Genomic DNA, 25,254 nt, shown 5'->3' with positions numbered 1-25,254 from the left:
TGATTGGGAAGTGTAGTATTTATGACCAATGCAAGCAACCAGCCGCCAGCAGCAGCGAGCGGAACCTTCACTCTCGGAAATGAATTAACCGTGAGGCGCATGGGCTTTGGCGCGATGCGTATAACGGGTCCAGGCATCTGGGGCGAGCCTGCGGATAAGCCAACAGCCCTGGCAGTGCTACGCCGCGCTATCGAGCTTGGCGTCAATTTCATTGACACAGCCGATTCCTATGGCCCCCATGTCAGCGAAGAATTGATCGCCGAAGCACTCTACCCCTATCCAGCTGATCTCGTCATCGCCACCAAAGGAGGGCTGTTGCGGAGCGGTCCCGATCAATGGCAGCGCGACGGACGGCCTGAACATCTACGAGAGGCACTGGAAGGCAGTTTGCGTAGATTACGCGTGGATCATATCGATCTTTACCAATTCCACCGCATCGACGAAAAGGTGCCGCTGGAGGATTCTGTGGGAGCGCTGGAGGATTTGCGCCGCGCTGGGAAAATACGCCTGCTCGGGATCTCGAATGTCGATGCCGACCAGCTAGCACGCGCCAGTAAAATTACCCCTATCGTTTCTGTACAAAATCTCTACAATATCGCTGATCGCACATCCGAAGAGGTCTTACACATTTGCGAAAGGGATCATCTGGCCTTTATCCCCTGGCGTCCGGTCCAGGGCAATCAACATCAACAGAATGAAGCGCTGAGCCGCTTCGCCGCCCGGCATGGAGCCACCATTGGTCAAATCAATCTGGCATGGTTGCTCCATCATTCGCGCTCCATGCTGCCCATTCCCGGCACAGCTTCCCTCCAACACCTTGAGGAGAATGTCGCCAGCGCAGCTATCCAACTCAGCCAGGAAGAGTACGAGGAACTTTCTACTGCTCAGGCGTGATTACAAGTTTCCTTCAAAATTCAACAAAACCCTTATTATCCGTAGTCGCTCGATTTATCGCGCAATCTCGCGTGCGCTCGATAAACCCCGCGACTACGGATAATAAATCACCCATAACACGTTTTTTGCATTATGGGTGATTTGTTCAAGCGCGGTGAGGCGATCTCAGGCAGAAGCCGATGATGCAACCGCGCTAAACTGATTTGTGAGGCGTGGCAGACCGAGATTTTCGCGCAGGGTTCGCCCCTCGTACTCGGTGCGGAAGCGACCGCGCCGTTGCAGAATCGGGATCACCTGCTCCACAAAATCATCCAATCCACCGGGCAGATAGGGCGGCATGATATTAAAGCCATCGGCAGCGTCGTTGACAAACCATTCCTCTAACTGATCGGCGATCTGCTCCGGCGTTCCCCAGATTGTGCGATGCCCACGCGCACCCGCCAGCGCCTCATACAACTGCCGAATGCTTAGCTTCTGCCTTGCCGCAAGCTCCTGTACCAGCTTCAAACGGCTCCTGTTCAGGTTGGTCTCCGGGATATCCGGTAAAGGACCATCCAGCGGATAGCCTGACAGATCAACACCGCCTGCCAGCCCGGAGAGCAGCGACAGACCCACTTTGGGATGAATCAGTGCTTGCAGTTGATCGTACTTCTCCTTTGCCTCGCTTTCGGTCCTGCCAATCACCGCGAAGATGCCGGGCATGATCTTGAGATGATCCGGGGAGCGACCATATTTCGCCAGTTTCCCTTTGATATCGGCAACCAACGCCTGCGCCGTGACAACGGGCGACGACACCACCAGCGGGCTGACCCCGCTGAACGAGACGTAGAGTTGCCAGATCACAATCAAACATAGCGTAGCCAGACCGGAAGCCCGCGCACTTTCGAGGCCACAGGCCGAGGCAGGTCAAACGCATCTCATTCCTCCCACAACTATTCAACAGCGCTCAACTGCGATACCCTGTCCGCAGTAGCTTTTTGACGAATCAGCAGGGAACGTAGATGCGACGAGATATCCGCAAAGGTATCGCTGCCAAAATCATCCACATGGCTTGTATCAACGATCTCGCGAATCTGTGCCGGAGAAGACGACATCACCAGCACGCGATGCCCCAGAAAGACCGCCTCTTGAATGGAGTGCGTCACCAGAATAATCGTCACACCTGTTCGCTTCCAGATGTCGTTGAGTTCCGCTTGCAACTGACTACGTGTGATGGCATCGAGCGCACCAAACGGCTCATCCATCATCAAGATATCCGGTTCCAGAGCCAGCGCACGCGCCAGGGCCGCTCGCTGCTTCATGCCACCCGAAAGCATATGGGGATATTTATCCGCTGCGGCTGCCACATCGACCAGATCCAGGTAAAAACGCGCTTTCTCAATCGCAGCCGGCTTCGAGATGCGCCTGGTCACTTGCAGCGCATAGACGATATTGTTCAGGACGGTGCGCCAGGCAAACAGTTGCTCAAAATCCTGAAACACAAACGCGCGATCAGGCCCCGGAGCTTTCACCGGCTTATTTTTCACCAGAATCTCGCCCTGTTGCGGCTTGAGGAAACCGCCGATAGCCTTGAGCAGCGTGGTTTTGCCACAGCCCGATGGCCCGATAATGACAAATTTCTCTCCTTGCCGAATTGAGAAGTTGGCATCGTTGACGATCGTTGCGCCTTGATCTCGCCCATTGCCATACCCCAGATGCACGTGCGAGACTTCGACAACTGTATTACCATCTCCCATCTCTTGCTCCTCCTTGTGTGATGTTATGATTCAACGGCGACGTTGTTGACCAGGCTCGCAGCGGGAGTATGCAGCAACCGACTGTATTTACTGCGGTAGTAGAGAAGCAGTTGCCCCTGAGACTGCATACTGGTAGAAACCACCTCGCCGATAAAGATTGAATGATCCCCGCCCGGATAGCGCGTGACCAGACGACACTCCAGCGTTGCCAGCGCATCTTGCAGCAGTGGCACACCAAGCAGGCCCAGGCTGTAGTCAATGCTGGCAAACCTATCCGGCACTCGACGCGCAAAATGGCGCGAAACCGTCTCGCCATGCTCGGCCAGAATGTTGACGCCAAATACTCCGCTTTCCACGATCAGATCGTGAATGTTCGCGTTAAGATCGATGCCCACGAGGATCAGAGGAGGTTTCAATGATAGTGAACAGAAAGAGCTGACGGTCATGCCATGTAGTTGACCAGGACGTTGAGTCGTAATAATGGTCACGCCCGAAGCAAAATGTCCTAATACGTTGCGAAATTCAGTCTGTTCCAAGCTCACAGTGATAACCTCTTTTCTTGAGAAATGTCTATTACCGTCGAATACGTAAGGACTCAGATCGGGCAAGGCCGGGCGCTTCAGCCAGGAAACGAGCCTGTATGACCACCTCCTGACCCAATCTTTTCAGTTCTTCCACGATCCTGCCCTGCACCTGTTTCTGGGCATCGAAGTCTTTCGCGGCAGCATAAATAGCCCTGGTTGGGGTGTAAGCTCCAAAGAAACCGAACAGCGGGCGCAACTGATGTTCCAGCACAAGATAATGATGGTCGCTTCCCCCCGTCGCCAGCAGACCAACCACTTTACCTCGCAGCGGATCAGCCCCTTGTGGATCGTTGGGAATCAGGTCAAAAAAGTTCTTCAACGCGCCTGTGTAAGACGCCCGGTAGACAGGTGTTGCGACAAGGTAGGCGTCGGCCCCCTCGACCAGTGCCAGCGCCCGGCGCGTATCTGCGTTGTAGTCGTCAGGCGAGCGACCATCACAAAACTCTAGCGCAAAATCGTGCAACTCCAGCACCTCAGTCTCCACGCTGGCATCGTATGCTCTGGCCCCCTCCAGAGCAACATCGAGGATCACGCGAGTTCGCGATGGTGGCGGCGTCAGGCTCCCATTAATCGCCAGTAGCTTAAAACTCATAGTTCCTTCTTTCAGACAACAGGTCAAACGCATGTCGATAGCTAAACTTATCGTACGCCGATAGAAAATCCGGGCGGCAAAAACGGTTTTTTGATGAGGGGAAGGCTGATGTTGAGGGTTTGCTAGAGCGGCTCAAGCGGCGCAAGCAAAAACGATAACAGCATCATCCAGACCATCAAAGATAATCGCATATGCCTCACTGTGTCGCCACTGACGAAGCAGAACATCCTGCAATACGTTAGTCGTATCTCAAGCACAAATAATTATGATTGCTTCCGTCAAAGATTCTCGACAAAATTGATAAACTAAATCAACTTTAAGGGTGAGCGTTTTTTCTTCCTTCGCCCGGTTGCCACAGCCTTGACACAAAAGCATTCAAATTAGTTATTATTATAATAACTAATTTGAATGCTTTTGGCAAGTAGCTCTGATGGGTTACGGACGAAGATTCACGAACGAGAGAGGAGGTCAAGCCAGGCTGGAGGCTGAAATAACCTCATTTTTTCTATGCTCGCGGTACGCCCGCACTTGTTTGATCTCCCAGGTTGCCGATGATTTTTGTCAGGCGTGTTCTTTCCCGGGCCGGGTCTGAGACCGTAAGGACTGTCACGCGCAACTCATCAAGCTCCGTTCCAAGCAAGTTGAGAAAGCTCTCTCGTATCTTCCCCTCATCACCAAAGATGAGCAGATTTTCAATGAAGCGATCTGAAGCCGTATCAATCTCTTGTGGTGAAAAGCCTGCTCGCAGATACATGTTCCGATAGAATGGAACTCTTGAAGCCATGCCAAACCTCTTGCGCCCTATCTCGAATGCGATCGCTCGATCCTGTGTGAACGCTACCGATACATTAGCCATGATAGGCGGACGGGGCCGCCCGGCAGCGGTAGCTCCCTCTCTCATCGCTGGGAGTGCTGTATCCAGCAAGTAGGGAATTGGACAACGAGCGGAGATTGCTCCATCTGCAATCTCGCCAGCAAGATGATATGCTCTTGGTCCAAGAGCAGCGATGAGTAATGGGATCTCTGCTGAAGCCTCCAATGAGACATCGGTCGTAAAGTAGCGCCCCTGGTGATGGACCTCGCCCGATTGCAGGAGCGAACGTAAGACCTGAACATATTCTCGTAAGTAGGCGAGAGGCCGCTCTATTTCTACGCCATATATGCTCTTACCCAGTTCTGGAGCACTCGTGCCAATGCCGAGTCGTAACCTCCCTGGTGCCAATGCTTCTAGACTCAGTGCCTGTTGAGCCAGCAGGACGGGATGGCGTGCAAAGATCTGCAAGACAGAGGTTCCTAATTTGATATGGCTCGTGCGCATTGCCGCCGCCGTCAGTGCTGTGAGCATCTCCAGCTTCCAGGGTGGAGCACCTACCCAGATTTGCTCAACGCCCGCCTGCTCAATCTCAACAATCGCATCGACAAGTGTTTTCGGACTATCAAGTTCTACCAACATTCCAACACGTTCTCGTAATGAACGTATATCTCTCTTCCGTTCCATAAATGTTTCCCTTCTCTCTCCCTGCGAGGGATTGTTTCAAAGCATGTGCTACCCATCTCTGCATCCAGGGGGACACCTCAACCAAAAATGTCCCAAGATCGCCCATCACTGCTTAGTAACACAGCATACTGTTGCCCAAACAGCGTAGCCGATGAGACGATGAGGCGTCAATCAGCAAAGGAACCAGCAATGTTGCCTATACAACAAACGAGGAGAATGTGATGCACAAGTCCGAAGCAATGGAGAATCTATGTGTGCAACGAACGCAAAAGATGCAAGGGACTAAAAACAACTAATGGGGCGATACAGATTTATCGCCCCGTTCGCGCTCGCTATTTTCCATGTACCTTGCTATACGATTCGGCGAGTTCCTGCTTGATTTTAGTGCCACCTTGAGCCTGCCACTGCTTAACAACATCAGCAACGGCGCTCAAGGGATCTTGTCCGCGCACAATGCGTTGAAAGCCGCTCGTCAGCGTCTTTTGCAGAGAGCTGGTCAGCTTATCCGCTGTTACAGAAGAGAGTCCCCAGGATGGGTCAGGGATCGCACCCTGAACGGATTTACGCACGTCATCTTGTAGAGGTATGACGTAGTGCGGATCTTCTGGATAGTACAGAACCGGTGGCGCGCTGGCAAGCCCAATCAATTCGCCCACCTCGTTGCGGCCCTTATCGGTCAGTTGCCTCTGCCCCTTCGCTCCCACCTGACTATCCCAGCCATCGATGCCATAGGTCAGAAAATTATTCTCCACGCTGAACACCGGGGCCGTGAGATAATCGAGAATGCGCAACAGCTCTTTGATGCGTTCGGGATCAGTCGTCGCCTGCGTGGGGATACCGGTCATAAAGAGATAGCCGGACCCAAGACGACGAGCCACTTTGCCCTTATTGTTATATGGAACCAGCAGCCGCACCTCCGCTTTCGGATCAACCGCCGTCGTCCTTCTCTGTTCGTTGAGTGTGGCTCCAAAGCCATCAAGATAGGTGGCATATTTGCCAGACTCAAAGCCGGTCTTCGATTGCTTATTGTTGGCGATAGGAGCGTCGGGGTGATAGACGCCAGCTGCCCACAGACGACGCTCAAAGTCTAACGCCTGCTTAAATTCGTCCGTCTCGATAAAATAGGTAAAGCTGCCATTGGACTCCACTCGCCAGTTATTGGGGCAGCCAAACAGCGCCAGCAGATAGGCGTTATTGCCAAAATACGCTCGCCCGCCAAAACCCCAAACCTTCGTTCCCTTGCCGGTCGGATCGCTTTTGCTAAACGTCACCATCATCTTATAAAATTCGTCGGGATTCTGCGGCACTCCCAACCCTAGCTTATCGGCCCAATCCTTGCGATACATCAACACATTGTTCGAGTCAACATTCCCCAGTTCGGCGCGAGAACGAGGTACGCCATAAATTTTCCCCTGGTACTTGCTATTTTCCCAGATCGAGGGGGCAATATGGGCTAGATTGGGAAACTCCTTCAATCCATCCCCGCTCAAGAACGGCGTCAGATCGTTGAAGGCTCCCTGCTGCATGGCGGTCCGAAAGACACTGTCGCTATCCATAATCAGCATCAGCTCGGCCGGGCTGCTACTGTTGAGCATTACAGTACCTTTCGTGTCGTAGTCATCCGAAACGACCTGCGTCACCTCCCAATCGACGTTCAGCGTCTTGTCCAATGTCTGCCAGTATTTATTTTGACTCTTAGGAACCGAGGGTGTGGCATAGAAGACCTCAAATGCGCGCACTTTCTTGCCGCTCCCTGGCACCCATTTCACCGACTGGAAGGCAGGAGGAGGAGCCGTGTATGCATCAGGGACATGGAGAGCACCGCCGGGGAAATAGGTCTTGCCAACCGAAGCGGTGGCGGAGGCGTCTATCTGCGCCTGTGGCAAGGTCGTGGCAACGGGAGCCGTCTTGAGCGGCTGCGGAACCGAACCACCACAGGCCGCCAGCAACGTTCCACCAATGGTCGTAGAGGTTGCCAGTTGCAGAAAACGACGACGACTATAAATCTCTGCTACAAAATGAGATCGGGTCTCTTCGTTCATAAAATCTACCCCTTCAATCGAAACATCGCGGGCTATCAAGCAGCATCTAGCCTTTGATCGAGCCAGTTAACACGCCTTTGGTGAAATGTCTTTGCAGAAATGGATAGATCAACAAAATGGGAATAGTTGTGACCACAACCGCCGCCATCTGAAGTGCCAGTTCTGGTGGTGGCGCGGTATTCGTTGAAAGGTTGCTCATCTGATCGGTTGGCGTTTGCCCCTGAAGCACCAGCATCCTCACGATCAATGAGAGCGGATACAGCCGTGAATCACTCAAATAGAGGATTGCTCGAAAGAAATTATTCCACTGCGCAACAGCAGTAAACAGAGCAATAACCGCGATCACCGCTTTCGATAGCGGCATCATGATATGCCAGAGAACCTGCCAATCGTTGGCTCCATCGATGCGAGCACAATCGATCAACTCTTGCGGGACGTTCACAAAAAACTGGCGCATCACGATCACATTGAAGCCGCTCATCGCTCCGGGCAAAATGAGCGCCCAGAGCGTATCTAAGAGGCTCAGTTGACGCATCAGCAAGTAATTGGGGATCAATCCAGCGCTGATCAGCATGGTGAGAACGACCACCCAGAGGAAGAATTTGCTGCCGGGCAATCCTCGTAAGCTCAGGCCGTAAGCCAGCGTAGCCGTCAAGAGAACCCCGATCAGCGTTGCAGCGGCGGTAACAAGAATGCTGACGCCAAACGCTGGCAGAATAACGCCGCCATTCCAGAGCCATTTATAGCCATCAAGAGTTGGATGCCGGGGCAGCAACAAAATCCCGCTGGCCGTCGTATCCTGAAAGCTGGCAAAGCTGGTCGAGAGGATGTAGAGAAAAGGAAAGATCATCACTACGGCCAGGATAACCATAAAACTCGTGAGGAGCCAGCGCACAAGCGACGGCTGCCTGCTGGCCCATACCGGCATCTCGGCCTGTGTCTCAAGAGGAGTATTTGTTTGCATCAGAACAGACCCTCCTCGCCAAACAGCTTGACAACTTTATTGGTACACAAAATTAAGACGGTCCCTACCACCGCTTTGACGAGACCCAGGGCCGTCGTCAATCCCCATTGTCCTCCCTGAATGCCGCGAATATAGGCAAAGATATCAATCGTCTGCGCCACACGAATATCCACGCCCTGCATTTGTAAGAATATCTGCTCAAAGCCAGTATCGAGAATGCTGCCCATACGCAAGATGAACAGGATCACGATCACGTTGCGAATCCCCGGTAGTGTGATATGCCACATGCGCCTCCATCCATCGGCCCCATCAATCACTGCCGCCTCATAGAGATTCATATCGATAGAACTCAAGGCGGCGAGAAAAATAATCGTGCTCCATCCGGTCTCCTTCCATATCACCTGCAACACCAGCATTGGGCGAAAGAGGTCCGAATTGGTGATGAAATCAATCGTATGCATGCCGAGCGCCTGAAGCACCTGATTGATAAGGCCGTCGCCACCAAAAAATTGCTGCCAGATGCTAATGATAATGACCCAACCGAGAAAGTGCGGCAGATACAGCACGCTTTGCATAAAACGCTTGAAACGTTCGCTCAGCAGCGAATTGAGCATCAACGCCAGCACGATTGCCGCTGGAAATGCGAAGACAATCTGAAGCAAACTCAGCAGCAGGGTATTCCAGATAACATAACCGATATCGGGATTGGTCGCTATATCGGCGAAGTTTTGCAAACCAATCCAGGGACTCCCCAAATAGCCACGATAGGGGGAGAAATCTTGAAAAGCGGCGATATTGCCCCACAGAGGCACATAATGGAAAATGACAAAGTAAAGGAAACCTGGCAATACGAGTAAATAGGCCCAGCGGTAACGCCATAACCTGATCCCCAAAGGAACCTGTTTATCTCCACGCTTGCTCCTAGCAACAGTTTTGGAGCGAGTTGAAGAGCTTTTCTCCGCTGTATTGACTGCCTGCATACGACACAACTCCTGATACTGGATGTTTCACAGAGACCATCCCTGAGCAGAACCACAAGAAGACATACGCTTGAAACAATATCATCTCAGGGAATAAAGCATAAGAAAACCCTTTTTGACCGGATACAAGCTGCGAAACTGAGCGGAGAACCAGACGGCAGAGGCGCAATGAGTCCATCACGGTAAAGATTGCGGCATCCCTTGCCAGCTCTTACGCGTCAGCGCGCAAGGCAACCTGCCTGTGAGTCGTGACATACTTTTCTGTTCTCCTTTGCCATCTTGTCTTTGCAAATTTTTGCATACCTAATTTGCAATACTTCTTTGTTCATGGCAAAAAGAAAACATTTACTTTTTCAAAGATTACCATAACTCTGCTCCAGAGGTCAAGAGATCCGAGTCAATTTTTCATTCTTTGCTGCAATACATTGAGAATTACGCAAAAATATGCTATATTTTTGCAGACTATTTTTGAACAGTGGAGGGTATGAACAGCGCCTCATGGAGAAAAAACAAGCCCAATCTCTTGCCAGTCAGCGTTTGCGGCAACGCGATATCGCACAGGCTGCCAACGTTTCGATCAGCACCGTTTCACGCGTCTTGAGCAATGTCGATGGCATCAGCCAACACGTTCGCGAGCGTGTCTTGAAAGCAGCAGCCAGTCTTGGCTATCAACCTACTGACGAAAAGCTACACTCGATCCATCTTTTCACCGATATCAAGCTGGCGGATAGCCCCTTTTACCATAACATCATGGCAGGCATCGAGGCCGAGTGTCGCCGCCACGATATCGCGCTCCACTATATGGTAGTCGAGCGTGGCCCCGACAGCCGGGCACATGTGCTTGAGAAAATCATGCAGCATACTACCGATGGGTTGGTCTTCGTCGCTCAGGATGATCGCGAACTCCTCGAACAGGCGCTCACCTACAATTTCCGCATTGTCCTGGTCAATGCAGAACACGAAGGCTTGCCGATAGATACCGTCTTGCCGGATAATCAGGTGGGACCGTTACTGGCAATGCGCCATATGATCAAGCATGGGCATCGATCCATATTGCATGTTACCTCGCTCAAACGCATCACACTCAGACGCCGCTACGATGCATATAGGGCTGCTCTGGCAGAGGCGGGGATTGTGTACGATCCACGACTTGTTCTGGCCCTCGATGAACCATTCAATATGGCGAGCGCTTACGAGCGGCTCAAATCGCTCCTGGCCGAGCCTCACTCTTTCTCGACTCATTTTCCCAGCTTCACCGCCGTCTTTTGCGCCAACGACCTTTCGGCGATGGGCGTCGCGCGCGCTCTTCAGGAAGCTGATCTACGCATCCCACAGGACATCTCGCTGGTTGGCTACGATGACTTACCAATGGCAGAATTCATGTCGCCTCCGCTCACAACCGTACGCGTGGATTGCCAGGCGCTCGGCACATTCGCTATCCAACGCCTGATTGAGCGAGCCGCTCATCCTGATAGCATACCGATTCGTGTGGAACTATTTTCACGCCTCATCGAGCGCCAATCGGTGGCCCGACGACCTGACTGATGGGGATATCCAACTCAAATAGCGGGATGTCTCCCTCGTCGCCACGAGGAAAAACATCCCTTCACGAATATGGCTCAAGAACTCTGACTCTATGAGCGGCAAAGCACACGCCGCAAGACTCGTCCAAGTTCCTGTTCCGGCTGTTCACCTGCTTCATGCGCTCGCCATGCAATAAAGCCATCGGGTCGTATCAGCGTCGCACCCGTTGTAGTCACGCCATAAGCACTGGAGAAACGCCCTTCAACGTCAATAACATCAACGTCAATGCCGTATGTATCCAGGGTGAGGCCGAGTTGTGGTGCTATACGAGCAGCAGATTCGCGCCACATCTGGCCTTGCGCCCCAGTCAGCAATATAAAATCGCGACCAAAAAGATCGAGCGTCGAGAGAAGCTCGCCAGCCCGTTCCAGCACAATATGAGGAGCACGCGCCCCCGGTCGTCCGGTCGGGAAATTCGCATCTTCATAAGGGTCGGTATCCTCCGAACATACCGCAATGGAGTGATAAAGATAGCCAAAGATGGGAATATCATATGCTATCTTCTCCACAGTGGCCTGATGCGCCCGCTCAGGATTTATACGCTCAATATAGTTCAGAAAAGCCTGCTCGACGGCAAGGCGCGAAGCAGCTCGACGTTCAGGCCCATAAGTGGACAGCAGATCAGGACCGGCCTGCCCATTAATGACTGCCGCTAGCTTCCAGGCCAGATTATGGGCATCAGCAATACCAGTGTTAGCGCCATAACCACCAGTTGGCGGCATGACATGTGCGGAGTCACCTGCGAGAAAAATTCTTCCCTGCTGAAAATGGTCTGCCAACCAGTCCGCCATCTCCCAGGTCAGCGTGTCCAGAACCTCAACGGCCAGATCAGGTATCCCAACAGCGGCACGTATCAGTTCAACACCTCGCTCCCCTCGAAAATCCTGCTCGCTCTCTTTCTCAGGATCGTAGGGAACGGAGAGAATCCCGCCATGATCGTTACTACCACTATACATCCCCTGCACGCTGGCGACAAAACAAACTAAGAAACGCCGACCCCGCAGTGCTGGTCGCACATCAGCACGAAAGAGCAAGTTCATCTGATGTGCCAGCGTTCCTGGCCCCTGCACACCAATGCCCAATTTATTACGAATAGCGCTCTTATTTCCATCAGCAGCTACCAGATACCGCGCCCGTACCCTGCGCTCCTCGCCGCTGGATAGATCGCGAATAATGCAACTCACACCGTCTGCATCCTGCTCGCAAGAGACGCAATCGGTATTGAAGCGTAGATCGGCCCCATATTTGCGTGCATGCTCATTCAGCAAAGGTTCCAGAATGTTTTGTGGAATGATACTGCCCGCAACAGGACTGGCTGGCATAGAGTAGTCGCTGGTGTTCTCTAGAAATGTGCCAAGCTCTTTCCCCGCGAGCGTCTCGACGCGCACAATCCTCATATCCTTGAGCATCTCTGGTGCAGCCGCGCGAATGGTCGCCTCCAATCCAACCGAGCGATAAATCTCAAGCGTGCGCGGATTAAAACCACCCGCGCGCACAAAAGGAGAAATGCCGACATGACGCTCCACCAGCAAACAGGGAATACTGCGCCACGCGAGAAAGAGCGCCGTCGATAGCCCTACCAGACTCCCGCCAACAATGACAACAGGGACAGTCTCATCGTATTGTTCCATACTCATCAAAATTCTTCTTTCATTTATTTTCAAATCACGGCATCATGACAGGACGACATGACGTGATGATATGCGAGAACATAACTTTATGTTCTCTTGAGAGAGTCTTTTTTACGAGAAACAGCCAGAACGCTTTGCTATTATTTTAGCTCAAGCCAGCGCTCCAGTTGCTTCATCGCCTGCTCCGCTCTGATCGGCAGCAATTTGGCGTTTATCAGGTTGAAACTCTGCGTCAGGGCGATGATAGCGGAGGCGGTTGCCTCTGCATCGAGATCCCGCGGCCAGTCACCCTGTCTGATCCCGGCTTCGAGAATACCTGTCAGCAACGCATGCCACCCTTCAGTTTGCTGCTGAACAATGGCGCGAATAGCGGGATCACGCTGCGCACGCAAGCCAATTTCGCTCAGGACAACGAACAGCGCTGGCTCCTCCTGCATGCACTGTTGCAGCGCATGCAGATGCGCACGTAGCTGCTCCATAGGCGTCCCTTCAGTGAAGGTAGCCGTTTGAGCCAGGCGTTGTGTCACATATAGCACGACGGCCTGAACCATCGCTTCTTTCGTCGGAAAGTAGTGATGCAAGGTGGCATGGTTCAGCCCGACTTGCTGCGCAACATCTCGCAAACGCAACCCCTCAAAACCCTTCTCAGCAATACTATGATACGCAGCGAGAATCAAGGCTTGCACGCGCTCCTCGCCTTTATGGGTGATCTCGCTCTTATCTGCCATCATACAGTTTCTTCCTATTTCTCTCTTTCACCAACTCACGGTCCTGTTCAACCATCTGGTTGAATATTACTCTATATTATCCACTTTGTCAACCAACTGGTTGGTTGACTTTCAAATCTGAGATATGCCTCCCAACGAATGTGATACACTGGAGCAAAGGAGACCACCAACCATGCCATCTCTCAGCCATTCCCTGCCGCTAGCTCCCACAGCTACCGAGTTGCGTTCCGGCCAACGCGATCTGCTAGAGTTCGTGAACGAAATATGTGATCGCATCGATGCGCTGGAACCGCAAATCCAGGCACTTTTGTCTGAGCCGGAGCGTCGCGCTCGCCTGCTAACCGAAGCAGCCAGTCTACAGCGCCGCTATCCCGATCCGACACAACGTCCGCCCCTTTACGGCGTTCTACTTGGCGTCAAAGATATCTTCCGGGTCGATGGCTTCTCAACCCGGGCTGGCTCACAACTTCCTTCAACCCTATTTACCGGTCCACAGGCCAGTTGCGTCACCATTCTACAAAAGGCGGGGGCTATCGTTCTCGCCAAAACTGTCACCGCCGAGTTTGCATCGGACGAACCAGGCCCAACGCGCAACCCGCACAACTTAGCACACACGCCCGGAGGATCGAGCAGTGGCTCCGCTGCTGCCGTTGCCGCTGGCTTTTGCCAGTTGGCGCTGGGTACACAGACGGTTGGCTCGGTTATTCGTCCGGCTGCCTTCTGTGGCATCATTGGCTTCAAACCCACCTATGGTCGTATCTCTGCCGATGGATTGATCCCTTATGCGGTTTCCTCTGATACCATCGGCATAATGACGCAGGATGTCGCCGGAGCTGCCCTCGCCGCCTCGCTGCTTTGTCATGACTGGCGAGCGACGACCATGAGCGCAAAACCTGTGCTGGCTATTCCCAATGGCCCTTATCTCGCCCAGGCATCTCGGGAAGCTCTACGCGCCTTTGAGCAACAACTCAGATTGCTGACCAACGCCGGATACACGATCAAGCGCGTGGCGGTGCTCGACGATATCCAGTCCATCAATACAATGCATCAGCAACTTACAACCGCAGAGATGGCACAGGTGCATCAGCGCTGGCTTGCGGCTTACCAGCAGCTCTATCGTCCCCGCACTGTTGAGAAGATTCATACCGGGCAAAAGGTGAGTCACGCGCAAAGCACAGAGGCTCGTAGTAGCCGTTCGCAAGTGCGCGTAAGGTTGGAGGCAGTGATGAAACGAGAGGGGATCGATCTGTGGATCTGTCCAGCGGCCATCGGGCCTGCACCAGAAGGCATTACCTCCACAGGTAGCACGCTCATGAACCTGCCCTGGACACACGCAGGCATGCCTGTCCTGACGCTGCCAGCAGGCAAGGCCACCGATGGTCTTCCTCTGGGCCTACAGATGATCGCTCCTGTAATGGCCGATGAGCACCTCCTGGCATGGGCCGAACCAATGGCTGGAATCCTCCAAAAGTCGTAGTCGAGCGATTTATCGCGGGAGAAATCGCAATACAAACACCCAGCGATAAATCGCTCGACTACGATATTTACCGTCAAGAAGGAGGATATCCTAGTTGGCAGGATATCCTTCTCGTTTTTTATTGAGCGGAATTTAACGCCGTAAACACTCGCTCCGGGGTCATTGGAATATGCGTTACGCGCGCTCCGGTTGCGTCGGCAATCGCGTTGGCAACAGCCGCCGCGACCGGCACAACTGGTGGCTCGCCCACGCCCTTTGCGCCAAATGGTCCAGAGGCAGAGGGGATCTCTACCATAAGCGGAGTGATATTTGGCACATCCTGGCTATGAGGCAAGGCATAATCCATCAGCGTTGAGGTGAGTAGTTGCCCGTTTTCGTCGTAGGAGAAGCCCTCAAAGAGCGCCCAACCAAGCCCCTGTGTCACGCCGCCATGAATCTGCCCCTCAACCTCAGCAGGATTGATCGCAAAGCCCACATCCTGAGCCGCGACATAATCCAGTACGCGCACCTCGCCCGTATCGGGATCAACCGCGACCTTCGCAATATGGGCGGCAAACATCGGCGAACTGTTCTTAACCGCAACCTGCCCGCGCCCATAGACGGGTGCATGCTGCCCACCAAAGCGCATGGAGGCCGCCGCAACCTGCGACAAGGGAACATTTTTGCCGGGAACGCCCTTGACGTTGACATTGCCGTCTTTGATCTCAAGGTCTTCTGGCGAGGCTTCCAGCATATCGGCGGCAATACTCAAGATTTGATTGCGCGCATCCTGAGCCGCAGCCAGCACCGCTGGTCCCATCGAATAGGTCGTTTTACTGCCACCAGTACCGCCGCTATAAGGCATGGTATCGGTGTTATCGTGCGACACATTCACAGATGAGACTGACAGGCCCAGTCCCTCGGCCGCGATCAGCGCCATCGAGGTATCGGAGCCGGTCAGATCGACCGTTCCCAACACGACCGTTATCGTGCCATCGGTCTCTAAGCGACAGGCCGCAGCCGTTGGCTCAGTACCGCCGGGCCAGCCTCCTGCCGCCACGCCGATGCCGATCTTCCAGCCTGCCAGTTCCGGGGGTGCCTCTTTCTGCTTCTCGCGCTCGGCCCATAACGGGTGTTGTTGAAGCTTCTCCAGACATTCCACCAGCCCGATACGTATCCAATTGCGCCGGTCGATTGTTGGATCGCCCTCTTTAAAGGCGTTGCGCAAACGAAACTCGATCGCATCCATTTCCAGCGCCTGGGTCAACTCGTTGACCGTCGATTCCAGCGCGAAGGTTGCCTGTGGCGCGTTCGGAGCGCGATAGGCTCCGGTACTCACTTTGTTGGTCAGCACTTCATAGCAGCGAATATCGACATTGGGACAGCGATAGGTGCTTGCCAGAATGAAACCACCAAGAGCGGCCGCTGCACCAGGATACGCCCCGGAGTCGAAGATCGCTTTTGCCTGCATCGCAACCAGCGTGCCGTCACGTTTCGCACCAAGCTTAACAGTAATGACCGACTGGGGAGCAGGATTGCCCGCTAACAGATCCTCCTGGCGAGTGTAGACCAGACGAACCGGCTTGCGCAGTTTGTAGGCCAGCGCTCCAGCCAGCGGCTCATGCAGGCCAAACTTTCCACCAAAGGCGCCACCTATTGGCACAGACTCGACGCGGATCTGCCGTTCGGGAATGTTGATAGCCTTCGCAATATCCGCACGTACGCCAAATAATCCCTGAGTGCTGGGCCAGACCGTCAATTGATGCCCGGACGCACTGGGGGCAACGGTGATCGATTGCGGCTCCATGTAGGATTGGTGGACGCTGCTGGTTCTATAGGTGCGCTCCACCACGACCTCAGCTTCACGCCAACCAGCCTCGATATCTCCCGTTCGCAGATGTGTAGTATCGCTGACGTTCTCCGAAAGATCCTCTTTCGGCTCCTCAGCCTGTGATCCATCCTCCGAAACGGCTGCGTGAGCGCCTCCACCTGCAATCTCGGATACCTCATCCTTGCTGCGGGTGCGTGCCAGGGGTGCGCCGGGCTGCATTGCCTCTACCGGGTCGATAACGACAGAAAGTGGTTCGTAATCAATATCGACAGCAGCAGCACCATCCTCAGCAGCAGCCTCCGTCTCCCCAACGACCACCGCCACAGGGTGTCCGCACCAATAGACTTCGTTCTGTGCAAGCGGGGCTTGAGCGCGTGAAGAACTGTTTGCCAGCGCCATACCCAATGTCTTGCTCGTGAAAACCGCCGCCACGCCCGGAATCGCCTCCGCCGCAGAAGTATCAATATTGACGATACGTGCATGGGCATACGGGCTTAGCACAAACCGGGCATGCAGCAGGCCGGGTAAAGCCAGATCTCCAGCATAACGCGTACGGCCAGTCAATTTGTCTGGTGCGTCCTGACGGAGCGTAGACTTACCGACTGAGGCATGTGGCGTTGTTGGGTTTACTGTTTGTGTCATCGAGAAAACATCTCCATCAATGAAAAACAACGAAACGTCCGTGTGCTTTTACATGAGACACGCATTGGCAGGAACTCTCAGTTGTTTTCCTGCCGACGGAATCGTTTACCTCCATCAATATAGCCCCTCTTCCCACAGAATACATATGCCAGGCGCATCAGAATTTGAGAGAGCTTGAGGTGGATGGCATGGGCATCGCCATGAGGGAAAATAGAGCTACAAAGATCGCAGAACGCTCTGCGACCTTCTGCTAATGAGTGTACCACAAATGTCTACCGCAATGAAAGTGGGGCAAATAGTGCGCAATTATTCCGCTGTTTTCCGCATCACAGCTTGCCGGGATCGCCAATCAGATGGAAGGCTCCCCAGAAATAGGGATGCAGGCGATGAGGACTCCCAGAGGCGCGGGTAATCGCCAGAAACGCTCGCTGCGCCCCTGATAACGCGGAAATCTTGGGATATCCGCTCAATAGGGCGCGATAAAACATCTCCATCAGTTCCGCGCTGCTGGCATCATCGACCTTCCACAGCGTCGGCAATAACGAGGCTGCACCTGCATAGAGGAATCCGCGCCCCAGCCCGATCACTTCATCGACGCCACCAATGACTGCGCGCCCGGTCTCGCACGCGCTCAAAGTGAGCAGCGTACACGAGGAGAGATCGAGATTAAAAACCTCGATAGCGCTGAGGACGCGATCAGCCAGCTTGATATGGGAAAAGTTTGGGGCATCGAGTCGGAAGAGGCCATGCGCTGCAATATGTACGATGGGAGCCTGCGCCCCGGCCTTCCAGAGCAGCGCGGTGGTTGCCTCCTCATTGATCGCACAGCGCGTCCCCAATTGTTGCGCAACTCTTCTGGCCTCCTGCACCGCAAAAGGTAAACGTCCACCATCCGACGACCCCATCACAACGGCCTGTTGCAGTTGCAAGCCTTTTGCACGCATCCGTTCAGCACGCTGCCGACAAATATCCAGAATCGAGGCGGCGGGCAGGTAGGAGATATAGAGCCGCTCGACCATAAAACGCTTCCCATCAAACAGGCAGTGAAAAGGGACATAATGGAGCATACCATACGGCACAATAATGAGATGTTCGCAGGAGATTAACGCCTGCTCCACCGGTTGCAACAACATCTGATAGAGCCGCTTCAACAGCCCCAGCCCATTTTCCAGAATCCCGTTAAAGTCCAGCGCTTGATCAGGCGAGTTCCCGGCCTGCGCTGCGACTTCGAGATTGGCACGCCAGAGAGAGATCAGGCGCTCCAACTTTGCCGCCCCTCCCGGCACGTGCGCCACTTCGATATGGTCCCTGGTCAGTTGGAAAATGTAGATATCCTGATCGGCAAGGTAATACTCCAGCATCAGCACGCGCGGTTCCAGCCTGGGTCGGAGCGATGTCATAATGCTATTGGTCCAGTCGGGGCGTGCCCTGGCGACCACATCTCCGACCGTGCGCAACTGCAACTGTTCCAATAGTTGCTCGATTCGTCGTTCGCGCTTATGCATCTCCTGCTGCGCTCGCACCGGTCCTATTGCGCGAATACGCATAATCGCCGTATCACTGAGGTTGGCCTCATTCTCAGTCTCGTACACGATCGAGCTGAACCACGCCTGTTCCTCACGCAGGCGAGCCAGGTTCTCCAAAAAGTTTTCGTCAGCCGTATCGTTGGCACGCACACGAATATCGATATTGTTGCGCAGGTAATCGCCCAGCACACGCGATTTGGCCTTTTCCACATAAATCAACGCCTGATCGATCAGACCGCGCCGCAAAGCCAGCAGCATCGCCCGTTGATAAATCCCGCCTTTGTCTTCGAGAAAGCTTGTACGCTCATCCAGGACCAGGCGGCTCTGTACATCATCGATACCGCGCATTGCTCGCTCGTAATACGCCGCCGCCTCATCAAGCTTGCCTGCTTGCTCGCAGAGTTGGCCCAACAGATCATAGCAGGCATATTGCAGGTCGAGCAGTTCCTGCCCCTGCGCGATATCCAGCGCCTGTTCACAGAGATAATGGGCTGTTCTACTGTCCTTTATAATCTCGGCAAGGCGTGCCTGCAAGAGCGTGGCGCGGGCCAGATTGGGAAGGTCTTCCTGGTCAGCGAAGACATCGGCGACATGTTGCGCCTCGCGCATGCTCGCTTCCCATTGCTGATCGGCAAAATAGAGGTCTGCGCGCCGCAAACGAGCCAGCGCTGCCAACCGTACAAATCCGCCCGCAATGAGCAGATCGCTGGCCTCCTGCAACAACTCGTCAGCCTCATCAAACTTGCGCTCCATCGTGGTTACGGTGGCCTGATGCATCAGCGCACGCGCCAGACTATCGCCCTGACCCGGCATGCTGCGAAAGAAGGTCACGGCCTCTTCCGCCAATTCGTAGGCGTCACGCGTCCGATTGAGTCGCGTCAAACAGACGCACATCTGCAAGGCTACCTCTGCCGCCGCTGTGGACATATTGTGCTTCTGGAAATGGGTGCGGCTCTGGTCATAGAGGAGCAGCGCCTTGCTGTAGTGTCCCTGCGCGGCGTAGATATCGGCAATATTCAGTTCTTCGCGGGCCATCGAAATCTCTTCGCGCTCTCCATGTTCGGCAAAGATCGCGCGCGCCTGCTCGTGCAGCGCCACTGCCTCGCGGAAACGGCCCATCGCCGCCAGCGTCAACGCTTTGTTGGCCCGGGCACGCGCGATGTTGACATCGACATCATCGCCATGCAATTGATAGGTCTCAATGGCGCGATCAAAGCAGCGCAGCGCGGCGTCGTACTCCCCACGCTCAAAATAGACGATGGCGGCGCTGGCGTCCATCTGGCCAGCGCGCTGCAATTTGTCGTGGCGTATAAAAATCTCGCGCGCCGCCGCCGCATCTCGCAGCGCTTCCGTCGTACGATTCAATTGCAGACAGGCACTAATACGACCAATGCGCGTTTTCGCCCATCCGACCTCATCGCTCAGTGCCAGAAACTCTTCGCCTGCCGCGTCAAAGAAGGGCAGCGCCTCCTGATCGCAATCCATACGCCGCAGCGCATCACCGCGCGTCATCAAACCGAGGGCATGATAAAATTTGTTATGCGTGAGATCACCGATGAAGAGCAGATAGCCGGACAGGGTAAAAGATTGCTGGGCATCAGTATTCCAGCTATGATCTGCCTCGTTCTTGAGGAGATCGACGAGCCTGTCGAGCGCGACCTGGCTGAAAACGGGGACATGTGCTTGCAGCAATTGCCGCCCACGTTCTCCATTCGCTTGAAGCAGGGTTGTAACGAGATCCTGAGGGGTCATATTTATTCTTGAGCAACAATCGGCAATTGATCGATAACCACGATACCGTCGGGAAGCTGCAATTCCAGTCCGTAAGTTGCGGGTGTGATTGGCGCAAAGACAAAGTTGCCCAGGTCGTCGATCTGCTGTGTTGAGATCACGCTGGTCGAAACAAGCAAGCGCACAGGCGTTCCCTCAAGCGATCCCAGCGCACTCCCTTTGCGCGTTACTAACCCGATCAGTTGCAACTCGTCCTGCCTGCCGGAACCGCGCTCGATTTGCAGCGAGATTGTCAGCCCCTCGGCGGCATAAAGACGCGGCCATACGGCTCCTGGCACTGTTGATTCAGCGCCACGCACACCATATGCCAGTCGCGGCTGGGGAGGAAGCAACGAAGCGATAATACGTCGCACTCCAGCCTCGGCTCGCCCACGCAATTGATCGAGCAATTGTTGTGCATCCTGACCAACATGATGATTGTTAGTCGCAATCACCGGAGCCGCCGCCTGTACAGGTGTGGCGGGAGCGCGCTCTACCAGCAACGGATCATTGGCAAGAAATTCTGTTAGCGTGGCCAATTCCGCATTACAGAGTACACATTGTTCCAGGTGCTTTTTGACTGCACCTGCCTGCTCCTGATTGAGCAAATTCAACTGATACTCGCCCAGAACATCATTTGACGGACAATCCCATCGGTAGAGCTTACTAATCAGCTTATATTCCATAACCCGATAGTCCGCCAGTTGAGCGGTACAGGATTGGCAGCGTGCAAGATGCTGTACGACGTCGGGTCGCACATATTCGCCTGCAAGATAGGCGAGTAATTCTTCATCACGAATAGCACCAGGTTCACTACACTGCATGAGCGGTTTCCTCAAATTACCAAAAGATATGCATGCAATCACGCCAGGAACGACATGTTCAGTACACGGCCAGGCTCTCCCCAGCACTGGCTGTCAGACACGGCTACTTTGCTTTATCCACCAGAATAAACGGGGTCATCTGGCATTTTCGTGCCTGCGTCTCGCAAATGCCGCTAGATTCGTTTTCTCATATTATAGATGATAATGCTTGAATAATGCTTGCAAACGCCTATTCCGGCGCAAGCGTTCCAGGACGTTTCTTTTTATACGATAGACATCATCGACGGTTGGAAAAAACTTGCGTTGTCGGCTGCTAATCTCGCTTGGCTTCATTCCCTGCACATAGGCAAGATAGATCAACACGCGCTCATCTTCTCCATTCAATTCTTCGAGAATCACCTGCCACAACCCCTCGGCGGCAATGCTGGCGATGACATCCTCAGCGGGATCAGTGCTGGCTGGCTCATGCTCGATGGTATCTAACGCTTCCTCGTATTGACGGGCCTGACGCAGACGAACTTCATCAGCGACCACGCTATGCACACACATTTTCAGATATTTCAAGACTGCCGCTAACGAGTCAAAATTCTCCATCTTGGCAGGGGTTAACGCCTGTGAGAACTTGGCAAATGCTGCGTTGACCAGCGGACCACTCCCATCCTGTCCCAATAATGGAGCCGCGCTCTGATGTTGCGTGACCCAGGTCAGCACCAGTGGCGCATATTGTTGATAGATACTTGCCCACGCATCATCGTCTCGCTTGACGATGGCGCGGCGAAACATTTCCAGGCAGTAACGATCATTCGAGGCGTTCTGCTTGAGAAATTTATTGGTCTCTTCTGAGCAACGTTGAGCCAGCTCATTGATTGAAAGCCGCTCCGGTTGCACTGTGCTGTCACCCTGTCCTCTCAATTCCCTCTGTGAGCTAAAGGGCTGAGAGAGCTTGCGAGACTCCATCGACGGTAGCTCCCTGCTTCCAGATACTTAGATACTTCTAGACGCGCGCATGCAGTATAACATTCTTATTATAACAGCACAAGCTCTAGCTCTAGCTCTATGCTAATAGTGCCAAAAACCGATCTCAGCCGGCCCAAATAGTACAGTTCCCCTTATTATCGCACGAGTCCCGGTCCATAGCCAGTCCACACGCTCTCACTTTCTTCTTCCCTCTATAAATTGCTTATCAATCTCCCCCAAAAGTACCCTCTTGAGCGGTTATTATAGGAGAATAGGAGAGAAAATCAACTATTTTGTTTATCCTTTACTGAATGTGTTATGCTGATAGTGCCCATTATTCACTGCATAGCACGGCACATTCAAGAGCGCACTCAAAACAGTTCCGTTGCGAACATCTTCTTCGTGAGGCGAAAACTGATGTCCATGTCACAACGACGAGGCACAACAACCGATAATCTCAACAATGTTATACAAGTGATTCAGCTTGGACGCAAAACTGGTGTCTTAACGGTTGAGCGCGGCCATGAGGCAACTCTAGAAGTAGGCGAGATCACCTTTGTCTACGGCCAGATTACTCATGCCCATATCGGAGAACTCGATGGACAGATTGCCGTCAATGTGCTCTGCTCCTGGGGCCTCTGTCGCTTTCTCTTCACTCCTTCGGGCAGCGAAAGATCGACCGGCCCTATCCCTTCACAGCCTCACGCCTCCAGTCGCACAACCGCGCCCTTAAAAGAGATACATACAAATATATCTCCTCCTATTCCAGAGTCGAGGGACTATCTCTCCTCCGATCACACAGGGATCGGCCAGCCCCGCCCATTTCGTACCGAACAGGTCGATGATGCGTTGGTTTTATTGGAACAAGCAGGACTATCACGCCCCCATCGGCACTTACTGCTACTTATCGATGGACAGCGCACGCCACTCGAACTGGTACGTCTGACAGGACGCCCCCTGGAAGAGATTCAGCGCCTTTTATATGATTTGGAGCGTATTGGTGTCATTTCACAGTAGCACTACTACACATACCTATTCCGCGTATTGTTACCATGCTGAATGTTAACAAATCAATCCCGATTTCTCCTTTGCCGTAGTTGCGCGATTTATCGCGCATTGCTCGAAAATTTGAACATATGCGACAAAGAGACGTAATAAACAAACGGGGTGATCACCCCCGTCGTAGTCGAGCGATTTATCGCGGGTTGCTTGTCGTGCAGTTTCCCACCGCGATAAATCGCTCGACTACGACGGAGGATTCTCGATCCTGGTTGTTAATCGCACGATTACGACAACGGGAAGCGTAGCCAGGTTATTTGGTTACGAGAACACTTACGCATGGATTTGCAGGTATTGGTGTCACACAGTAGTAGCGGCATATATAGGGAACAAAAACATGATGTCAGTAGAAGAAATGGAATTACTGCGACGCGATCAACAGGCTCTAGCATCATCATCATCGCCGCGCACCGGCAGGCGACGACGGCAACTTTCTCTGGCCATTCGTGTCTCGCTTGGTCTGGTGCTGGCCGCCATTCTGCCATTGCTTATTATGGTAGGCTTTAGCGAATATCAATCCCGTCCCGCGCTGATCAACCAGGCGAATACCGCGATGGAAAGCGATGCGAAAACGCGCGTACAACTGATCGATACGTACTTCAACGAGCGCAAACTGGATACTGAAACACTGGCTCAGATAACATCGGTACAACAATTTCTGGCAGCCCCTCCTGCTCCTGCCTCCGCCTTCTATCAGGATCTCGCCCTCCACGCGAGTTACGCGCTGGTGGCTGGTATCTTTCGCGACAAAAACTATGCCAGCTGGCAATTGTTCGATCCAAAGGGCCAGACGCGCCTCTATTATCCACAAAATGTGCCGCCCAGGCCGCGCGGCCAATACCTGATCCCGCCTGACTATCTGACGAAGGTTTTGTCGCTGAAAAATGGAGACGCATTTATCTCATCAGTCTACTATACGCCGGCGACGCAAAAGGCCTCAGTTGACATCTACTCGCCAATTTTTACGCCAGCCTCAATGAGCGGAACGAAACAAGCGCCTACCCATCTTGGCTTTATTCGGGCCACCCTGAACCTTGATTACATCTGGAATATTGTTGATACTGATCAAGGTAGCAACGGGAAGGGCAGCTATGCATTCATCCTCGACGAAGACGGTATTCGGATTGCCGACACCGACCCTGCCCGTCGTTTCCAGGCCATCACCACTCTGCCCGATGTAACACAGCAACTCATTCAGCGTACCGCGCGCTTTGGCAGTACAACGGCTCCTGTCCCGGTGCTGTCCGATCCAGAACTGGCACGCCAGATGGATACTGACATCTCTCTGACCACATTTCAGGATCAACCCGCCGGTCAGCACGAGAACTTCCAGGTAGTACAGCACGCAACCTCAACAGTGCCCTGGAAATATCTGGTGCTCAGCCCGGTCAGTACAGTAACGGCTATTGCCGATCAACAGCAGCAGGTGACGATTCTGGTCGCAGCGGCAATGGCGTTGCTTACAGCGCTCATTGGCTTGATCGTAGGACGAAACATCACGCGACCTATTCTGACCTCCGTGAATTATGTGCGCGATAACAGCCAGGCGATGAGTACGCTGGCAACCATGCAGCGAGATGCGGCCTCTGAACAGATGTGGGTGGTGGATTCGTCGCAGGTTGGCCTGCAATCAATCCAGTATTATACAGATGCGATTCGTATCGCGGCCCACGAACTCACGGAGCTTGGCATCACCCTCTCGCAGCGCTGGAACTATGCCGACATCAGTCAGGTCCATCAGGCATTAGATCATATCGTCTCCTCCGCTCGTTACATCGAAAACGCCTCTCAGTATCAGCATGCCAGTAATGAGAAGCTCTCGACAGCCCTGAAGGTTGCCACGCAAGTCACCGAGCAACTCGTCGCCGGAGCCACCTCCGCCACCGATGCCGCCGCACAGTTGGAGGATGTGGTGACACAGTTGCGTTCAGTTGTGGGAAAATAAGCAACGGCGCG

Annotated in this window: 18 protein-coding genes and 1 pseudogene; 5 read left to right on the top strand and 14 right to left on the bottom strand. The window is 53.5% G+C overall.

The window, feature by feature from the left end:
* The first annotated feature begins 21 nt into the window (after window positions 1-21).
* Window positions 22-894, top strand: coding sequence for an aldo/keto reductase (locus K3T83_RS34595; protein ID WP_220207466.1), 873 nt, complete (start codon window positions 22-24; stop codon window positions 892-894).
* Window positions 895-1,059: 165 nt separating this feature from the next.
* On the opposite strand, the pseudogene K3T83_RS34590 reads toward K3T83_RS34595, so the two are convergent.
* The 8 genes and pseudogenes from K3T83_RS34590 to K3T83_RS34555 all read right to left on the bottom strand — a co-directional run.
* Window positions 1,060-1,677: pseudogene (locus K3T83_RS34590) on the bottom strand (LLM class flavin-dependent oxidoreductase); the annotation flags it as partial.
* 149 nt (window positions 1,678-1,826) lie between these two features.
* Window positions 1,827-2,630 (bottom strand): ABC transporter ATP-binding protein, encoded by an 804-nt coding sequence (locus K3T83_RS34585; protein WP_220207465.1) that lies wholly within the window; start codon window positions 2,628-2,630, stop codon window positions 1,827-1,829.
* A 23-nt stretch (window positions 2,631-2,653) separates the two neighbouring features.
* Window positions 2,654-3,172: a flavin reductase family protein gene (locus K3T83_RS34580; RefSeq protein ID WP_236065048.1), complete on the bottom strand. Its 519-nt coding sequence runs from the start codon at window positions 3,170-3,172 to the stop codon at window positions 2,654-2,656.
* Between the two features lie 31 nt (window positions 3,173-3,203).
* A complete protein-coding gene (locus tag K3T83_RS34575; protein WP_220207464.1) occupies window positions 3,204-3,806 on the bottom strand; it encodes an NAD(P)H-dependent oxidoreductase in 603 nt (200 codons plus the stop codon).
* A 505-nt stretch (window positions 3,807-4,311) separates the two neighbouring features.
* Window positions 4,312-5,304: an LLM class flavin-dependent oxidoreductase gene (locus K3T83_RS34570; protein WP_220207463.1), complete on the bottom strand. Its 993-nt coding sequence runs from the start codon at window positions 5,302-5,304 to the stop codon at window positions 4,312-4,314.
* 332 nt (window positions 5,305-5,636) lie between these two features.
* Window positions 5,637-7,346, bottom strand: a complete 1,710-nt coding sequence (locus K3T83_RS34565) for an extracellular solute-binding protein (protein WP_220207462.1) — start codon at window positions 7,344-7,346, stop codon at window positions 5,637-5,639.
* Between the two features lie 46 nt (window positions 7,347-7,392).
* The gene (locus K3T83_RS34560; RefSeq protein ID WP_220207461.1) at window positions 7,393-8,310 is read right to left on the bottom strand and encodes a carbohydrate ABC transporter permease; all 918 of its coding nucleotides are present in this window, start codon (window positions 8,308-8,310) and stop codon (window positions 7,393-7,395) included.
* Complete coding sequence (locus tag K3T83_RS34555) at window positions 8,310-9,290, bottom strand: ABC transporter permease (protein WP_220207460.1); 981 nt, start codon at window positions 9,288-9,290, stop codon at window positions 8,310-8,312. Before K3T83_RS34555 ends, K3T83_RS34560 begins: the two co-directional genes overlap by 1 nt.
* A 498-nt stretch (window positions 9,291-9,788) precedes the next feature.
* Between K3T83_RS34555 and K3T83_RS34550 the strand changes: the two genes are divergently transcribed.
* Entirely contained in the window at window positions 9,789-10,835 is a 1,047-nt protein-coding gene (locus K3T83_RS34550) for a LacI family DNA-binding transcriptional regulator (RefSeq protein ID WP_220207459.1), read from the top strand.
* Between the two features lie 89 nt (window positions 10,836-10,924).
* Here K3T83_RS34550 and K3T83_RS34545 read toward each other — a convergent pair whose 3' ends face one another.
* Together K3T83_RS34545 and K3T83_RS34540 are read right to left on the bottom strand one after the other, a co-directional pair.
* Window positions 10,925-12,511 carry an FAD-dependent monooxygenase gene (locus K3T83_RS34545; protein WP_220207458.1) on the bottom strand — a complete coding sequence of 529 codons (1,587 nt, stop codon included), beginning with the start codon at window positions 12,509-12,511 and terminating at the stop codon, window positions 10,925-10,927.
* Between the two features lie 134 nt (window positions 12,512-12,645).
* On the bottom strand, window positions 12,646-13,236 hold the full coding sequence (locus K3T83_RS34540) for a TetR/AcrR family transcriptional regulator (protein WP_220207457.1): 591 nt from the start codon (window positions 13,234-13,236) through the stop codon (window positions 12,646-12,648).
* Window positions 13,237-13,405: 169 nt separating this feature from the next.
* On the opposite strand from K3T83_RS34540, the gene K3T83_RS34535 reads away from it, so the two are divergent.
* Entirely contained in the window at window positions 13,406-14,710 is a 1,305-nt protein-coding gene (locus K3T83_RS34535) for an amidase (protein ID WP_220207456.1), read from the top strand.
* 118 nt (window positions 14,711-14,828) lie between these two features.
* Here K3T83_RS34535 and K3T83_RS34530 read toward each other — a convergent pair whose 3' ends face one another.
* The 4 genes from K3T83_RS34530 to K3T83_RS34515 all read right to left on the bottom strand — a co-directional run bounded on the left by K3T83_RS34530 (window position 14,829) and on the right by K3T83_RS34515 (window position 22,239).
* Window positions 14,829-17,162, bottom strand: a complete 2,334-nt coding sequence (locus K3T83_RS34530) for a xanthine dehydrogenase family protein molybdopterin-binding subunit (protein WP_220207455.1) — start codon at window positions 17,160-17,162, stop codon at window positions 14,829-14,831.
* A 326-nt stretch (window positions 17,163-17,488) separates the two neighbouring features.
* Window positions 17,489-20,440 carry a CHAT domain-containing protein gene (locus K3T83_RS34525; RefSeq protein ID WP_220207454.1) on the bottom strand — a complete coding sequence of 984 codons (2,952 nt, stop codon included), beginning with the start codon at window positions 20,438-20,440 and terminating at the stop codon, window positions 17,489-17,491.
* A gap of 2 nt (window positions 20,441-20,442) precedes the next feature.
* Complete coding sequence (locus K3T83_RS34520; RefSeq protein WP_220207453.1) at window positions 20,443-21,282, bottom strand: hypothetical protein; 840 nt, start codon at window positions 21,280-21,282, stop codon at window positions 20,443-20,445.
* Window positions 21,283-21,474: 192 nt separating this feature from the next.
* Complete coding sequence (locus tag K3T83_RS34515) at window positions 21,475-22,239, bottom strand: RNA polymerase sigma factor (protein WP_220207452.1); 765 nt, start codon at window positions 22,237-22,239, stop codon at window positions 21,475-21,477.
* A gap of 417 nt (window positions 22,240-22,656) precedes the next feature.
* Between K3T83_RS34515 and K3T83_RS34510 the strand changes: the two genes are divergently transcribed.
* Together K3T83_RS34510 and K3T83_RS34505 are read left to right on the top strand one after the other, a co-directional pair.
* Window positions 22,657-23,256, top strand: coding sequence for a DUF4388 domain-containing protein (locus tag K3T83_RS34510; RefSeq protein ID WP_220207451.1), 600 nt, complete (start codon window positions 22,657-22,659; stop codon window positions 23,254-23,256).
* A 379-nt stretch (window positions 23,257-23,635) separates the two neighbouring features.
* Entirely contained in the window at window positions 23,636-25,243 is a 1,608-nt protein-coding gene (locus tag K3T83_RS34505; protein WP_220207450.1) for a cache domain-containing protein, read from the top strand.
* Window positions 25,244-25,254: the final 11 nt, after the last annotated feature.

Source organism: Reticulibacter mediterranei (assembly GCF_016587455.1).
Note: the sequence above shows the minus strand (reverse complement) of the source record. Positions and strands in the feature narration are given on the sequence as shown.

Bases quoted from the DNA above. Each gene is read 5' to 3' on its own strand.
- K3T83_RS34595 (WP_220207466.1), top strand. From the start codon at position 22: ATGACCAATGCAAGCAACCAGCCGCCAGCAGCAGCGAGCGGAACCTTC.
- K3T83_RS34585 (WP_220207465.1), bottom strand. From the start codon at position 2,630: ATGGGAGATGGTAATACAGTTGTCGAAGTCTCGCACGTGCATCTGGGG.
- K3T83_RS34575 (WP_220207464.1), bottom strand. From the start codon at position 3,806: ATGAGTTTTAAGCTACTGGCGATTAATGGGAGCCTGACGCCGCCACCA.
- K3T83_RS34570 (WP_220207463.1), bottom strand. From the start codon at position 5,304: ATGGAACGGAAGAGAGATATACGTTCATTACGAGAACGTGTTGGAATG.
- K3T83_RS34565 (WP_220207462.1), bottom strand. From the start codon at position 7,346: ATGAACGAAGAGACCCGATCTCATTTTGTAGCAGAGATTTATAGTCGT.
- K3T83_RS34560 (WP_220207461.1), bottom strand. From the start codon at position 8,310: ATGCAAACAAATACTCCTCTTGAGACACAGGCCGAGATGCCGGTATGG.
- K3T83_RS34555 (WP_220207460.1), bottom strand. From the start codon at position 9,290: ATGCAGGCAGTCAATACAGCGGAGAAAAGCTCTTCAACTCGCTCCAAA.
- K3T83_RS34550 (WP_220207459.1), top strand. From the start codon at position 9,789: ATGGAGAAAAAACAAGCCCAATCTCTTGCCAGTCAGCGTTTGCGGCAA.
- K3T83_RS34545 (WP_220207458.1), bottom strand. From the start codon at position 12,511: ATGAGTATGGAACAATACGATGAGACTGTCCCTGTTGTCATTGTTGGC.
- K3T83_RS34540 (WP_220207457.1), bottom strand. From the start codon at position 13,236: ATGATGGCAGATAAGAGCGAGATCACCCATAAAGGCGAGGAGCGCGTG.
- K3T83_RS34535 (WP_220207456.1), top strand. From the start codon at position 13,406: ATGCCATCTCTCAGCCATTCCCTGCCGCTAGCTCCCACAGCTACCGAG.
- K3T83_RS34530 (WP_220207455.1), bottom strand. From the start codon at position 17,162: ATGACACAAACAGTAAACCCAACAACGCCACATGCCTCAGTCGGTAAG.
- K3T83_RS34525 (WP_220207454.1), bottom strand. From the start codon at position 20,440: ATGACCCCTCAGGATCTCGTTACAACCCTGCTTCAAGCGAATGGAGAA.
- K3T83_RS34520 (WP_220207453.1), bottom strand. From the start codon at position 21,282: ATGCAGTGTAGTGAACCTGGTGCTATTCGTGATGAAGAATTACTCGCC.
- K3T83_RS34515 (WP_220207452.1), bottom strand. From the start codon at position 22,239: ATGGAGTCTCGCAAGCTCTCTCAGCCCTTTAGCTCACAGAGGGAATTG.
- K3T83_RS34510 (WP_220207451.1), top strand. From the start codon at position 22,657: ATGTCCATGTCACAACGACGAGGCACAACAACCGATAATCTCAACAAT.
- K3T83_RS34505 (WP_220207450.1), top strand. From the start codon at position 23,636: ATGATGTCAGTAGAAGAAATGGAATTACTGCGACGCGATCAACAGGCT.